General features: G+C 71.2%; 13 protein-coding genes. 4 read left to right on the top strand and 9 right to left on the bottom strand.

The features are described from left to right. Positions 1–4 precede the first annotated feature (4 nt). From ACZ5ID_RS29255 to sodN, 5 genes are all read right to left on the bottom strand, one after another. Complete coding sequence (locus ACZ5ID_RS29255) at positions 5–412, bottom strand: VOC family protein (RefSeq protein ID WP_468903778.1); 408 nt, start codon at positions 410–412, stop codon at positions 5–7. 22 nt (positions 413–434) lie between these two features. Then, the gene (locus tag ACZ5ID_RS29250; protein ID WP_468903776.1) at positions 435–1,127 is read right to left on the bottom strand and encodes a hypothetical protein; all 693 of its coding nucleotides are present in this window, start codon (positions 1,125–1,127) and stop codon (positions 435–437) included. A gap of 12 nt (positions 1,128–1,139) precedes the next feature. Beyond that, positions 1,140–1,796: a hypothetical protein gene (locus ACZ5ID_RS29245; RefSeq protein WP_468903774.1), complete on the bottom strand. Its 657-nt coding sequence runs from the start codon at positions 1,794–1,796 to the stop codon at positions 1,140–1,142. After that, the gene (locus ACZ5ID_RS29240; protein WP_468903771.1) at positions 1,796–3,424 is read right to left on the bottom strand and encodes a hypothetical protein; all 1,629 of its coding nucleotides are present in this window, start codon (positions 3,422–3,424) and stop codon (positions 1,796–1,798) included. Before ACZ5ID_RS29240 ends, ACZ5ID_RS29245 begins: the two co-directional genes overlap by 1 nt. 268 nt (positions 3,425–3,692) lie before the next feature. Continuing rightward, positions 3,693–4,088 (bottom strand): superoxide dismutase, Ni, encoded by a 396-nt coding sequence (sodN, locus tag ACZ5ID_RS29235; RefSeq protein ID WP_067163856.1) that lies wholly within the window; start codon positions 4,086–4,088, stop codon positions 3,693–3,695. Between the two features lie 166 nt (positions 4,089–4,254). Here sodN and sodX point away from each other — a divergent pair, with 166 nt between their 5' ends. Continuing rightward, positions 4,255–4,680 carry a nickel-type superoxide dismutase maturation protease gene (sodX, locus tag ACZ5ID_RS29230; RefSeq protein WP_468903768.1) on the top strand — a complete coding sequence of 142 codons (426 nt, stop codon included), beginning with the start codon at positions 4,255–4,257 and terminating at the stop codon, positions 4,678–4,680. On the opposite strand, the gene ACZ5ID_RS29225 is transcribed toward sodX, so the two are convergent. The 4 genes from ACZ5ID_RS29225 to ACZ5ID_RS29210 form a co-directional block, all read right to left on the bottom strand. After that, positions 4,584–5,213 (bottom strand): CGNR zinc finger domain-containing protein, encoded by a 630-nt coding sequence (locus ACZ5ID_RS29225; RefSeq protein WP_406555652.1) that lies wholly within the window; start codon positions 5,211–5,213, stop codon positions 4,584–4,586. The two genes, sodX and ACZ5ID_RS29225, sit on opposite strands and share 97 nt — an antisense overlap. 202 nt (positions 5,214–5,415) lie before the next feature. Then, the gene (locus tag ACZ5ID_RS29220; RefSeq protein ID WP_468903764.1) at positions 5,416–6,177 is read right to left on the bottom strand and encodes an amino acid ABC transporter ATP-binding protein; all 762 of its coding nucleotides are present in this window, start codon (positions 6,175–6,177) and stop codon (positions 5,416–5,418) included. Next, positions 6,177–7,115: an amino acid ABC transporter permease gene (locus ACZ5ID_RS29215; protein ID WP_468903761.1), complete on the bottom strand. Its 939-nt coding sequence runs from the start codon at positions 7,113–7,115 to the stop codon at positions 6,177–6,179. Before ACZ5ID_RS29215 ends, ACZ5ID_RS29220 begins: the two co-directional genes overlap by 1 nt. A 72-nt stretch (positions 7,116–7,187) precedes the next feature. Beyond that, entirely contained in the window at positions 7,188–8,150 is a 963-nt protein-coding gene (locus ACZ5ID_RS29210) for an ABC transporter substrate-binding protein (RefSeq protein WP_468903758.1), read from the bottom strand. 546 nt (positions 8,151–8,696) lie between these two features. On the opposite strand from ACZ5ID_RS29210, the gene ACZ5ID_RS29205 reads away from it, so the two are divergent. The 3 genes from ACZ5ID_RS29205 to ACZ5ID_RS29195 all read left to right on the top strand — a co-directional run bounded on the left by ACZ5ID_RS29205 (position 8,697) and on the right by ACZ5ID_RS29195 (position 12,573). After that, complete coding sequence (locus tag ACZ5ID_RS29205; RefSeq protein WP_468903755.1) at positions 8,697–9,911, top strand: NAD(P)-dependent malic enzyme; 1,215 nt, start codon at positions 8,697–8,699, stop codon at positions 9,909–9,911. A gap of 267 nt (positions 9,912–10,178) precedes the next feature. Next, entirely contained in the window at positions 10,179–11,144 is a 966-nt protein-coding gene (locus tag ACZ5ID_RS29200; protein WP_468903752.1) for a zinc-binding dehydrogenase, read from the top strand. Between the two features lie 64 nt (positions 11,145–11,208). Next, complete coding sequence (locus ACZ5ID_RS29195) at positions 11,209–12,573, top strand: cellulase family glycosylhydrolase (RefSeq protein WP_468903750.1); 1,365 nt, start codon at positions 11,209–11,211, stop codon at positions 12,571–12,573. Positions 12,574–12,583 lie beyond the last annotated feature (10 nt).

The raw sequence follows: 12,583 nt of genomic DNA, 5'->3' as shown, positions 1-12,583 counted from the left end.
TCCCTCAGTACGTCTGCAGCTCCACCAGGTTGCCGTCCGGATCGTGCAGATGGGCCGCCCGCATCGTCGGACCCCACTGCGGCCGGTCCTGCGCCGGCGCGACCACCGTGGCGCCGGCCGACGCGCAGAGGTCGACAGCGGCGTCGAGCGCCTCGGGCCCGTCCACCCGGATGACGACCGAGGCCCCCACGGGCACGTTCTCCTCCCCGACGGCCGCGGTCATCGCGGCCCGCGAGAACACCGCGAAGGCGGTACGGCCCTCGCAGTCGTCCCAACTGGCGTACCCCGACGCCTCGGTGCCGCGCGCCAGCGAGCAGCCGGTGAGCTTGGGCAGGACGGCCGTGTAGAAGCGGAAGGTCGGCTCGTATCGCTCCACCAGGAGCCGCGTGTAAGGGGGTTCAAGAGGTGACATGACCCGAATCTATCGCGCGGCCTCAACTCACCCGGCGGATACGGGCGTCGGTGATCACGCCGTCGTGGACGGTGTACGTGCCGGAGTACGTCTGGCGGGTTCCGTCCGTCTGATAGGAGGTGATGTCCACGCGGACGGTGTCGCCCGTGGCGGACAGGACGGTGACGCCGGTTCGCCGGGTCTCGGAGAAGCCGGCGACGTACTCCGTATAGCTCGGGCTGAGGTTCCTGCCGCCGAGGGCCCACGCGGTCGTGTAGTCGCCGCTGTTGAGCGCGGTGTAGTAGGTCGTCACCGTGGATTGCGGACCGGTGGCCGTCGCGGTGGACGGGACCGAACCGGCGGCCGGTTCACCGGTCTCGGTCGCCCCGGCCGTACTGGCCGTGTCGGTCGTCCCCGTCGCCTCCGGCTCGGTGCTGCCGGGGAACACCGGGTCGGCCGTTTCCGTGGCGTCCGTGGCGTCCGGCGTACCGGGTGTCCACGTCGAGACCGCCGGAGGCGGGAAGAACGGCGGCTCCCGGTCCGGGCCGCCGCCGTGGTCGCGGGCCAGCCACCAGATGCCGGCGACCGCCGCCGCGGCCAGGACGACCGCGGCGAACACCACGATCAGCATGCGCCGCAGACCGTCGTCCGGGGGCGGCTGCTGCGGGCCCCAGGCGCCCCCACCGCCCGACGGCCCCTCCACCCAGCGTTGCGCGTCCGCGTCCCAGTAGCTCATGGCACCTGCGTCTCAGCCGGTCAGTCGGGTGATGGTGTCGACGACGGCGGCGGCCGAGGCGAGCCCGGCCGCGGCCGTCGTGCCGAGGGTCAACCGCTCGCGCAGCCACTGAAGACGGTCGCGCCGCACCTGACCGGTGGCCGCCACCCCCTCCTCGACCTCCGCCAGCCGGTCGGCCAGTTCGGCGGTCTCGGCCGTGGGGCGCAGGACGCCGAGATGGTCGCGCAGGGCGCGGACGGCGGCGGCGAGTTCGGGGGGCGCGTCCAGGAGCTGCGTCGAGGCGTCGACGGCCCGCGCGTCGGCTCCCGCCGCCGCGGCGCCGCCCGTCATCATCCCGATGCCCACGCCGCCGGGGACGCCCACGGGCGCGGGCCCGGTGCCCGCGTACGGAACCGGCGGCGTCCCCGCCCGGTGCGAGCGGTCCTCGGCCGAGGCCCGGTCCCCGGCCGCAGCCGCGCCGCCGGTCATCACGCCGATGGAGATCCCGCCGGGTGTACCGGCGGGCGCCTGGGGGTCCTGCTCCGGCGGGGGCTGCGCGGGCGCGGCCGGGCGGGTGTCCGGGCGGGTGTCCGGATGCGCCTGCGAACGCCGTTCCGGAGGCTCCTCCGCGTGGCCCTCCGCGTGGCCTTCCGCGCGCCCTTCCGCGGGTCCTTGCCGGTGTCGCGCCATCACTCTCCGCCTTCCTTGTGCGTCGCCGACGCCTGCCGGCCCGTCGCGACCGCGCCGCCGCTCATCGACCCGATGAACACCCCGCCGCCGCTGACCGTGACGATCTGCTGCTCGAAGTCGCCCGTCTCGTAGTTCTTGGCCCGCAGCGCCGCCCGCACGCCGCTGGCGATGCGGTCCTGGACGGTCCGTACGTACCGCTTGACGTCCATGTTCTGGAACACGGACAGATCGCTGGTGCTCCCCAGCTCCCGTACGGAGGTGGCCGGGCCGTCCGGCAGGGCGTGCCGGGGGTTGGCCAGCCAGGTGCGGAACTCGGAGACCGTGGTGCGGACCAGCGATGTCGCGGCGGCGAAGTTCGCGGTCGGGGCGGCGAGCAGTCCCCGGACCGTGTCGCGCAGGATGTCGCCCTCGCCGCGCGCCTCGATCACGTCGACGGCCCGGAACTCCGCCCGTACGGGCGTCAGGACGTGCGGCACGACCTCCAGGACGAGCATGCCGCCCTGGGTGTGGACGCGGACGAGCACGGAGACCACGACCTGCTCGTCCCAGGCGCCGATCCGGACGCGCAGGAAGTGGCGGCGCGCCTCGCCCCCCTCGCCCACCGCCTCGTCGAGGTGGCGCCGTACCGCCGACGGGTCGTAGGCGACCTTCCAGCGGGCGACGCCGGACGGCAGATAGACGAACTCCTCCACCTCCAGCTCGCGCAGCCGGTCGCGGCTGGTGGCGGCGGCCGAGGTGCGCAGGGCCTCCAGCTCCGGCTTGATGAGGTCGATGACCTCGCGCCCGGTGAGCGGGCCCGCCCCGGCGTCCGGCTGCGCGTCCCGGCGCCTCTTCAACTCCATGACCAGCGACCACTGTTCGGCGTACGGCAGACCGGCGCCTATGAACGGGCGGAACGGGTCGTAGATCGTGAGCGACGCGTACTGCTCCCGGTCGATGGCGGCGCCGATGCGCCGGTAGCGGTGCGGCAGCGACTCGCGGCGGGTGTGCGGGTAGGCCTCGGAGCCCAGTTCGTGGCGCATGACGGCGGTGACGTCCGCGCGGTAGGCCCAGACGGGCAGCACCAGCAGCAGCGGGAACACCACGCCCGCCCACGCGTCGGCGCCGCTGAACAGGGTGTACAGGGCGGCCGTCCAGTACACGAGCGCCACCGTGAACGGCACCAGTGGCAGCAGGATCTGCAGCCGGCCCCTGGTCGCCTGCTTGACCATCGACCGGTCGAGGGTGAAGACGGCGACACCGAGCCCGGCTCCGGCGCGCGCGCCCCCGAGGACCAGACAGACGACGGCGTACGCCAGCCAGCCGGGGATCGGGAGCGCCCGGTCCGAACCGATCCCGGCGAACCAGAGGGCGATGAAGGAGGCCCAGATGCCGAGGAGCATGAGCGCGGTCTCCACCTCCTTGCGGCGGGCGCGCAGCGCGTGCGCTAGGACGGGCAGCGCGTCGACGCCCAGGGAGAGGGCGATGGGGCGTTCCTCGTGCTGGACGAGCTCCTCGATCACCCGGCGGCGGAAGGTGCTGTCGAGGTAGACCCCCGCGCAGAGCAGCCGGGTCGCCTCGGTGCGGGTGGCGCCACCGCCACCCGGCCGGGCGTACGCGGCACCGTACTCAGGACCCGTCTCGGCCATGTCCCCCCTGTCCCGCCCCGGTACTCCGGCACCGGTACGTCTCGTGGCCCCGGTCCGTCCGCTTCCGCGCACCCAGTGTCCTCCTGTACCGGCCGCGAGGGGAGCGTTTCCGAGAGGTGCCCGGGGGCGGCTGCGCGGGAAGGGGGAACGCCCCGGCCGGGGGACGAGCAGGGGACGAGAAGAGGCCCGACCGGGAACCCCGGACGGGCCTCTTCTCTGCCGTCGGCCCCGCGGCGAAACCGCGGAAACCGGCGTGAAACGGCCTGGTTCAGGCCTTCTTCGTCTCCCAGAAGATCCGGTCGATCTCGGCGATGAGCTCCAGCGCCTTCTCGCCCGTCTTCGGGTCCGTCGACGCCTTGGCGGCCGAGAGGGCCTTCAGGGTGTCGTTGACCAGCTGGTGCAGCTGGGGGTACTTCTCGAAGTGCGGGGGCTTGAAGTAGTCGCTCCAGAGCACCGAGACGTGGTGCTTGGCGAGCTCCGCGCGCTGCTCCTTGATGACCACGGCACGCGCACGGAAGTGCGGGTCCTCGTTGGCCTGGAACTTCTCCTGCACGGCCTTGACCGACTCGGCCTCGATACGGGCCTGGGCCGGGTCGTACACACCGCAGGGGAGGTCGCAGTGGGCGCTGACCTTCACCTTGGGGGCAAACAGGCGGGAAAGCATTGAGCTGTCCTTCCTCGTGATCGTCTTCTCAGGTGGGACATTACTCGGTGGAAGACGCGATTTCGCGAGTGCCCCCGGGGGCTTAGGACAAAAGTCCAGGGTCACCATGGGACTCGTGGCGGAACGTACCGTGGGAGTGCACCGGGTACCGGGAGGTGGGTGGCGGATGACGGATCAGGGGCGGGAGCCGAGGGTGCCGTTGGGGATCGCGGAGGTGACCGGGACCTCCATGGTGCCGACGCTGCTCCACGGGGATCAGCTGCTGGTGCACTACGGGAGCGAGTTGCGGGCGGGGGACGTCGCGGTGCTGCGGCATCCGCTCCAGCAGGATCTGCTGATCGTCAAACGGCTCATCGAGCTGCGTGAGGGCGGCTGGTGGGTGCTCGGGGACAATCCGGACGACGAGGTCGTCGACAGCAGGGCCTTCGGCACCGTCCCCGGTGAGCTGGTGCTCGGGCGGGTGCGCGCCCGCTACCGGCCGCTGACGCGCGGGCGTCAGCGCTCGGTCGCGGTGCTGCTGTCCTGGGCGGTCTCGGCGCTGCGGCCGGTGTTCGCCGACCGGTCGGTCTCCAGGCGCTTGCGCGCCCGGTAGGCGGCCACGTTCGCCCGGGTCGCGCACCGGTCGGAGCAGTAGCGCCGGGAACGGTTGGTGGAGGTGTCCAGGTAGGCGTTGCGGCACGGGGCCGCCTGGCACAGGCCGAGGCGGTCCACCCCGTACTCGGTCAGATGGAACGCCAGGCCCATGGACGCGAGCGCCGCGTAGCCCGCCGTCGCGTTCGAGGTGTGGTCCGCGAGGTGCATGTGCCACAGCGGGCTGCCGTCCTCGTCCCGGTGGTCGTGGCCCGAGATCTGCGGGCTGACCGGGAACTCCAGGAGCAGGGAGTTGAGCAGGTCCACCGCCTGCTCCTCCTCGCCCGCGTCCGCCGCCTCGAAGACCGCGCGCAGCCGCGCCCGTACCGCCCGCAGCCGGGGCACGTCCGCCTCCGTCGCCCGGCGGGCCGTCGTCGACTCCGACGTGAAGAGCTCCCGGATCACCTCGACCGAGGTCAGGGAGTCCTTGTTACGGGCCGGCTCCTCGGTGTTGACCAGGCGCACGGCATAGTCCGAGTAATAGGCCAGTTCCACGTGTAATCCTTACGGCGGCAGCAGTGGCGTCAGTAACGGCTATATGCCTTCCGAGGGTATTACGTGGGCGGCCTCGGCGGGGACGGACTCCCGCTACGCCGAACGGGGCGGTACGGGCTCCTCAGCCCGTACCGCCCCGACCCAGTACCCGCGACCAGCCGCAGTCGGCCCGCGGGGAAGGAAAGGCGTCCCCCGCGGAGCGCTAGAGCACCTTCGACAGGAACGACTTCGTCCGGTCGTGCTGCGGGTTGGTCAGGACGTCGCGCGGGTGTCCGGACTCGACCACCACACCGCCGTCCATGAAGACCAGCGAGTCGCCGACCTCGCGCGCGAAGCCCATCTCGTGGGTCACCACGATCATGGTCATACCGTCCTCGGCCAGACCCCGCATGACGTCCAGGACGTCACCGACCAGCTCCGGGTCGAGCGCGGACGTCGGCTCGTCGAAGAGCATCAGCTTCGGCTCCATGGCCAGCGCACGGGCGATCGCCACCCGCTGCTGCTGGCCGCCGGAGAGCTGCGAGGGGTAGTTGCGCGCCTTGTCGGCCAGGCCGACCCGGTCGAGCAGCTTCTCGGCGCGCTCGCGCACCACCGCCTTGCTCTCGCCCCTGACCTGGATCGGCGCCTCCATGACGTTCTCCAGCGCCGTCATGTGCGGGAACAGGTTGAAGCGCTGGAAGACCATGCCGATGTCACGGCGCTTGAGCGCGACCTCGCTGTCCTTCAGCTCGTAGAGCTTGTCGCCCTTCTGGCGGTAGCCGACGAGCTCGCCGTCGACGGACAGGCGCCCGGCGTTGATCTTCTCCAGGTGGTTGATGCACCGCAGGAAGGTCGACTTGCCGGAGCCGGACGGGCCGATCAGGCAGAACACCTCGCCCTCGGCCACCTCCAGGTCGATGCCCTTGAGGACCTCGACGGCGCCGTAGGACTTGTGCACGCCTTCGGACTTCACCATGGCGGTCATCAGCTCACCACCTTGGGGGTGCTGCGGAGCGAGGTCAGGGTGGCCCGGACCCGCTGGAACGGAGTGGGCGGCAGCGCACGCGTGGAACCGCGGGCGTAGTACCGCTCCAGGTAGTACTGGCCGATCGAGAACACCGTGGTCAGGATCAGGTACCAGGTGGCGGCCAGGAACAGCATCTCGACCGAGGCGCCGGAGGTCTGGCCGATGTCCTGGGCCTGTCGCAGCAGCTCGTAGAACTGCACGGCCGAGACCAGCGAGGTGGTCTTCAGCATGTTGATGACCTCGTTGCCCGTCGGCGGCACGATCACGCGCATCGCCTGCGGGATCACGATCCGGCGCAGCGTCTTCCCGTGGCTCATGCCCAGCGCGTGGGCGGCCTCGGTCTGGCCCTCGTCGACCGCGAGCAGACCGGCCCGGCAGATCTCCGCCATGTACGCGGCCTCGTTCAGGCCGAGCCCGAGCAGCGCCGTGAGCAGCGGCGTCATGAACGAGGACCAGTAGTCCTTGTAGATCGGCCCGAGGTTGATGTACTCGAAGACCAGGCCCAGGTTGAACCAGACCATCAGCTGGACCAGGACCGGGGTGCCCCGGAAGAACCAGATGTAGAACCAGGCGATGGAGGACGTCACCGGGTTCTTCGACAGGCGCATCACGGCGAGCATGATGCCGCCCACGATGCCGATCGCCATGGACAGGACGGTCAGCAGCAGGGTCTGGCCGACGCCGTCGAGGATGCGGTCGTCGAAGAAGTAGTCGGGGATGGCACCCCAGTTGATCTTGCCCTGGCTGAACGCGTAGATGATCGCGGCGAGCAGGGCGATCGCGATCACCGCGGAGACGTACCGGCCGTAGTGGCGGACCGGGATCGCTTTGATGCTCTCCGGAGCGGCGGGAGGCGGGGTGTCCGCCGGCTCCGTCTTGTTGACGTCAACAGTCACGGGTGTTGCCTTTCAGAAGCCTTCGGGGGCTCCGCCCGGGGACGGGGCGGAGCGGGCCCGGAGCGGGGAGAATCAGACGCCGCCGTTGATCTTGGCTTCCTTCACGGCGCCGGCCTCGACGCCCCACTTCGCGACGACCTTGTCGTAGTCGCCGCTCTTGATGATCGCGTCGAGCGCCTCCTTGAGGGCGTCGCGCAGCTGCGTGTTGTCCTTGGCGACCGCGATGCCGTACGGAGCGGCCTCGACCTGCTCGCCGACGATCTGGAAGTCCTTGCCGCCGCCCGAGGTCTTCACCGCGTACGCGGCGACCGGGAAGTCGGAGGAGCCGGCGTCGGCGCCGCCGGAGCGCAGCCGGGTCTGGGCCTGCTGGTCGGTGTCGAAGGCCTCGATCGAGATCTTGCCCTTGTCGCCGCACTTGTCGGACTGCTTCTTGGCGAGGTCCTCGGAGACCGTACCGCGCTGCACCACGATCTTCTTGCCACAGAGGTCGTCCCAGGTCTTGATGCCCTGGTCCTTGCCCTTCGCAGTGTAGATCGACACACCGGCGGTGAAGTAGTCCACGAAGTCGGCACCCTCGCCGACCTTCTTCTTCGTCGCGGAGTCGACGCCGTTCTGGCGGTCCTTGGTGTCCGTCATGGCCGACATGGCCATGTCGTACCGCTTGGCGCGCAGACCGGTGACCAGCGTGTCGAAGGTGCCGTTCTCGAACTGGAACTTCACGCCCAGCTGCTTGCCCATGGCGTCGGCGAGGTCCGGGTCGATACCGGCGGTCTTGCCGTCCTTGTCCTTGAATTCGACCGGCGCGTACGCGATGTCCGAGCCGACCTTGATGACGCCCTTGTCCTGAATGGCCTTGGGCAGCTTCGAGAACAGGGGGGCCTTGCTGGTGCCGGCGGAGCTGGCGCCGCCGTTGTCCTTGCTCTTCGTCTGGTCTCCGCAGCCGGTGAGCAGCAGGGCGCCGGCGACCGCGATCGCGCCGACCGCGGCAATCCGGGACGAGGCGGCGGTCGTACGACGGGTGGTGCTTGCGGTCATGGTCGGGTTCCTCCGGCGGGTGATGGAGTTTGCCAGTGAGTGAACAGTGGGCCGCGGTGCCCGTCCTTGGGCGACACGACCGTGTTGTGTCGGCATCTTGCCATTCGGACCTGCGGATTCAGGGGGGCGCGCATGTCAAAATCGGATAACGGGTCACCCCCGAACCTGAACGGGCCGGTACGCCAAGGCCGGACCATGTGCGGGTTTCCCTTCCGGCAGCCGGAAAATCTGCGGTTCATCTCGCGTTGTGGACACGTTTCAGGCCGCATAGCTCACTTGTCCCGACATGCCGCTATGAGTCGTGTCACCACGGCGTTCCGCAGTCGAAATGGACTACTCGGCGCACCCCTCCGTCCGGTAAGAAGGATCCTTACACCCCTCATCCGGGGCTCAGGGCGCGTTGTGCGGCGCGCCCGCGCGTACGTACCTCCTCCCCGCGGGGCGGGCCAACCGCTTCCCGCGGGGAACGTACGTGGTGCCCACCCACCCCTCCTCAACAAGGAGTGGCCACCCTCAACTGATGAAGACTTAAGGGGTCAAATCAAAATGGCAGCGGAGATCGTCAATCCTCGCAGCGACAGCAGTACCGACGGAGCCTCCTCGGAGGAGCCCTTCGATCCGGCCTTCGCCCTGCACCGGGGCGGCAAGATGGCCGTGCAGGCCACCGTGCCCATCCGGGACCGGGACGACCTGTCCCTGGCGTACACGCCGGGTGTGGCGAAGGTGTGCACCGCGATCGCGGAGAACCCGGAACTGGTCCACGACTACACCTGGAAGTCCCAGGTCGTCGCCGTGGTCACGGACGGTACGGCCGTGCTCGGGCTGGGTGACATCGGCCCCGAGGCGTCCCTCCCCGTGATGGAGGGCAAGGCCATCCTCTTCAAGCAGTTCGGCGGGGTCGACGCGGTGCCCATCGCGCTCGCGACCACCGACACGGACGAGATCATCGAGACGGTCGTGCGCCTCGCGCCGTCCTTCGGCGGAGTGAACCTCGAGGACATCTCGGCGCCGCGCTGCTTCGAGATCGAGCGCCGGCTCCAGGAAGCCCTGGACATCCCGGTCTTCCACGACGACCAGCACGGCACCGCCGTGGTCACCCTCGCGGCGCTGCGCAACGCGGCGAAGCTCACCGGGCGCACGCTCGGCGAGCTGCGGGGCGTGATCTCGGGCGCCGGTGCGGCGGGCGTGGCCATCGCCAAGTTCCTCCTGGAGGCGGGGCTGGGCGATGTGGCGGTCGCCGACCGCAAGGGCATCGTCAGCCGGGACCGTACGGACCTGACCGACGTCAAGCGCGAGCTCGCGTCGATCACCAACAAGGCGGGGCTGTCCGGCTCCCTGGAGACCGCGCTGGCCGGGGCGGACGTCTTCATCGGCGTCTCCGGCGGTACGGTCCCGGAGGCGGCGGTGGCCTCGATGGCGCCCGGCGCGTTCGTGTTCGCCATGGCCAACCCGAACCCGGAGGTCCACCCGGACATCGCGCACAAGTACGCGTCGGTGGTCGCCACGGGCCGGTCGGACTACCCGAACCAGATCAACAACGTGCTGGCGTTCCCGGGGATCTTCGCGGGCGCCCTCCAGGTGCGGGCCTCGCGGATCACCGAGGGGATGAAGATCGCGGCGGCGAACGCGCTGGCGGATGTGGTCGGCGACGACCTGGCCGCGGACTACGTGATCCCGTCGCCGTTCGACGAGCGGGTCGCGCCGGCGGTCACCGCGGCGGTGGCGGCGGCGGCGCGGGCGGAGGGTGTGGCTCGGCGCTGACGGTACGGGGTGGCTGCCGCGGACGACGTCCTGCCCGCGGCAGCACCCCCGGCCCCGGCCCCGGCCCGCCGGTCGGCGTGCGTCTGCGGGCCGTGGGTGGCTGGTCGCGCAGTTCCCCGCGCCCCTGAAAGCCCGTGCCCGAGGCAACCACTCCGGCAAGGCCGACCCCGCCCAGGGGCGCAGGCACCCCCGCGGGCGGCCAAGGTGCGGCGTGTCACACCCGGTGGCGGTTCCGGGCGGGGCGCGGGCGCCCCTATCGTCGGGGCCATGTTCGCCGCCTATGCCGCACGCATCGACCGTGACCAGCCGCTCTCCGGTCTGGAGTTGGGGGAGCGCCCCGCCCCCGAGGTACGTCCGGGCTGGTCCCTCATCGACGTCCGGGCGGCCTCGCTCAACCACCACGACCTGTGGTCGCTGCGCGGGGTCGGCCTCGGTGAGGACAAGCTGCCGATGATCCTGGGCTGCGACGCGGCCGGCGTCGACAGCGACGGCAACGAGGTCGTCCTGCACTCCGTCATCGGCCAGACCGGCCACGGCGTGGGCCCCGCAGAGGGCCGCTCCATCCTCACCGAGAAGTACCAGGGCACCTTCGCCGAGCAGGTCGCCGTACCGACCTGGAACGTGCTGCCCAAGCCCAAGGAGCTCAGCTTCGCGGAGGCCGCCTGTCTGCCGACCGCCTGGCTCACCGCGTACCGGATGCTCTTCACCAACGCCGGCGTGCGGCCCGGCGACTCCGTCCTCGTACAGGGCGCGGGCGGCGGTGTCGCCACCGCCGCGATCGTGCTCGGCAAGGCCGCCGGGCTGCGGGTCTTCGCGACCAGCCGGGACGAGGCCAAGCGCAAGCGGGCCGTCGAGCTGGGCGCCCTGGAGGCGTACGAGCCGGGCGCGCGGCTGCCGCAGCGGGTGGACGCGGTGATCGAGACCGTCGGCGCCGCCACCTGGTCGCACTCGGTCAAGTCGCTCAGGCCCGGCGGCACGCTGGTCATCTCGGGCGCCACCAGCGGCGACCGGCCCGCGCACGCCGAGCTGACGCGGATCTTCTTCCTGGAGCTGAAGGTGGTCGGCTCGACCATGGGCACCAAGGAGGAGCTGGAGGACCTGCTCGCGTTCTGCGCGGCCACCGGGGTGCGGCCGGTGATCGACGAGGTGCTGCCGCTGGACCGGGCGCGCGAGGGCTTCGAGAAGATCGCGTCGGGTGACCTCTTCGGGAAGATCGTGCTGACGACCTCTTGATGGTTCGTCAGAATCCCTGATCTGATCTCCGGCATGTTCACCGACGACATGCCGGAGGTGTTCCATGCGTACGAGCAAGTCCCTCGCGGCCGTGGGGTGTTGCGCGGTCCTCGTGGCCGGGGCGACCGCGGCCCCCGCGGCCCACGCCCGTGACACGTCCGCCATCCCCCGCCTCACCGACGAGCGGGGGCGCACGCTCACCCTGCGCGGCTGGAACGTGGAGGACAAGACGCACCGGGGCGATCAGGCGCTCTCCGCGATCACCGAGCGGACCTTCCGCGATCTGCGCGCCCACGGCTTCGGCCTCGCCCGGCTGCTGGTCTTCTGGGACGACCTGGAGCCGGTACGGGGTCAGTACAGCCAGGCGTACCTCCGAGCGATCGAACGGGTCCTGGACTGGGCGCACCGCTATGACGTCCGGGTCGTCATCGACGCCCACCAGGACGTGTTCGGCCCCGCGTTCGGGCACCGCGGCGTCCCCGAGTGGGCGACCCGGACGGACGGGCTGCCCTTCACCCCGCACCCGGACGACTGGTTCTCCGAGTACTACGAGCCCGCCGTGCAGCGGGCGTTCACCCATCTGTACGGGGACGCGGACCTGCGGCGGGCGCAGGCCCGGATGTGGCGGGTGCTCGCCGGGCGGTTCGCCCACCACCCCGCGGTCCTCGGCTACGACCTGATCAACGAGCCGATGGGCGAGTTCCGGCCGGGTGAGGACCCGCCGACGGCGGCGCGCCGGATCGAGGCCGAGCAGCTCACCCCGATGTACAACCGCCTGGCCGGGGCGGTGCGCGCGGCGGACCGGCGGCACTGGCTCTTCGTGGAGCCCACCCCGGCGGTGGGGGAGGGCGTGCCGACCGGCCTGGGAAGGATCAAGGACGCCAAGGTGGTGTACGCGCCGCACTTCTACAACACCGCGATGGAGGCGGGCGCGGACTACGACCCGTCGGCGGGGTGGATCGAGGCGTACGAGGCCGCCGTGACCGCGTACCCGAAGAAGTACCGGGTGCCGGTGGTGGTCGGCGAGTGGGGGCCGCTCAACGGCGAACTGCCCCACATGGGCCGTTTCTACACGGACGCGCTGGCCTCGCTGGCCCGCTACACCTCGGGGTGGGCGGGCTATGTGTGGTGCTACGGCGGCGGCTACTGCGCGGCCGACGAGGGGGGTGGCCTGCGGGGCAACAAGAAGCTCATGGCCACGCCGTACGCCCGCGCGGTCGCGGGACGGGTGCGCACCGAGACGTACGACCCGGCGACGCGGACGTACCGCCTGGGTTACGTGGCCGACGGGGGCGCCACCCGGCTCTCGCTGCCGACGCAGGCGCGGCGGTGGCGGATCTCGGTGACGGGCCCGGCGCGGGTGCGCGGCCTCGATGTGCGGGCGGCGGCGGGGTCGGCGGTGACCGTCACGGTCGCACCCCGCGCCTGACTCCCGGTAC

Source organism: Streptomyces sp. NPDC031670, from assembly GCF_055580545.1.
Note: the sequence above shows the minus strand (reverse complement) of the source record. Positions and strands in the feature narration are given on the sequence as shown.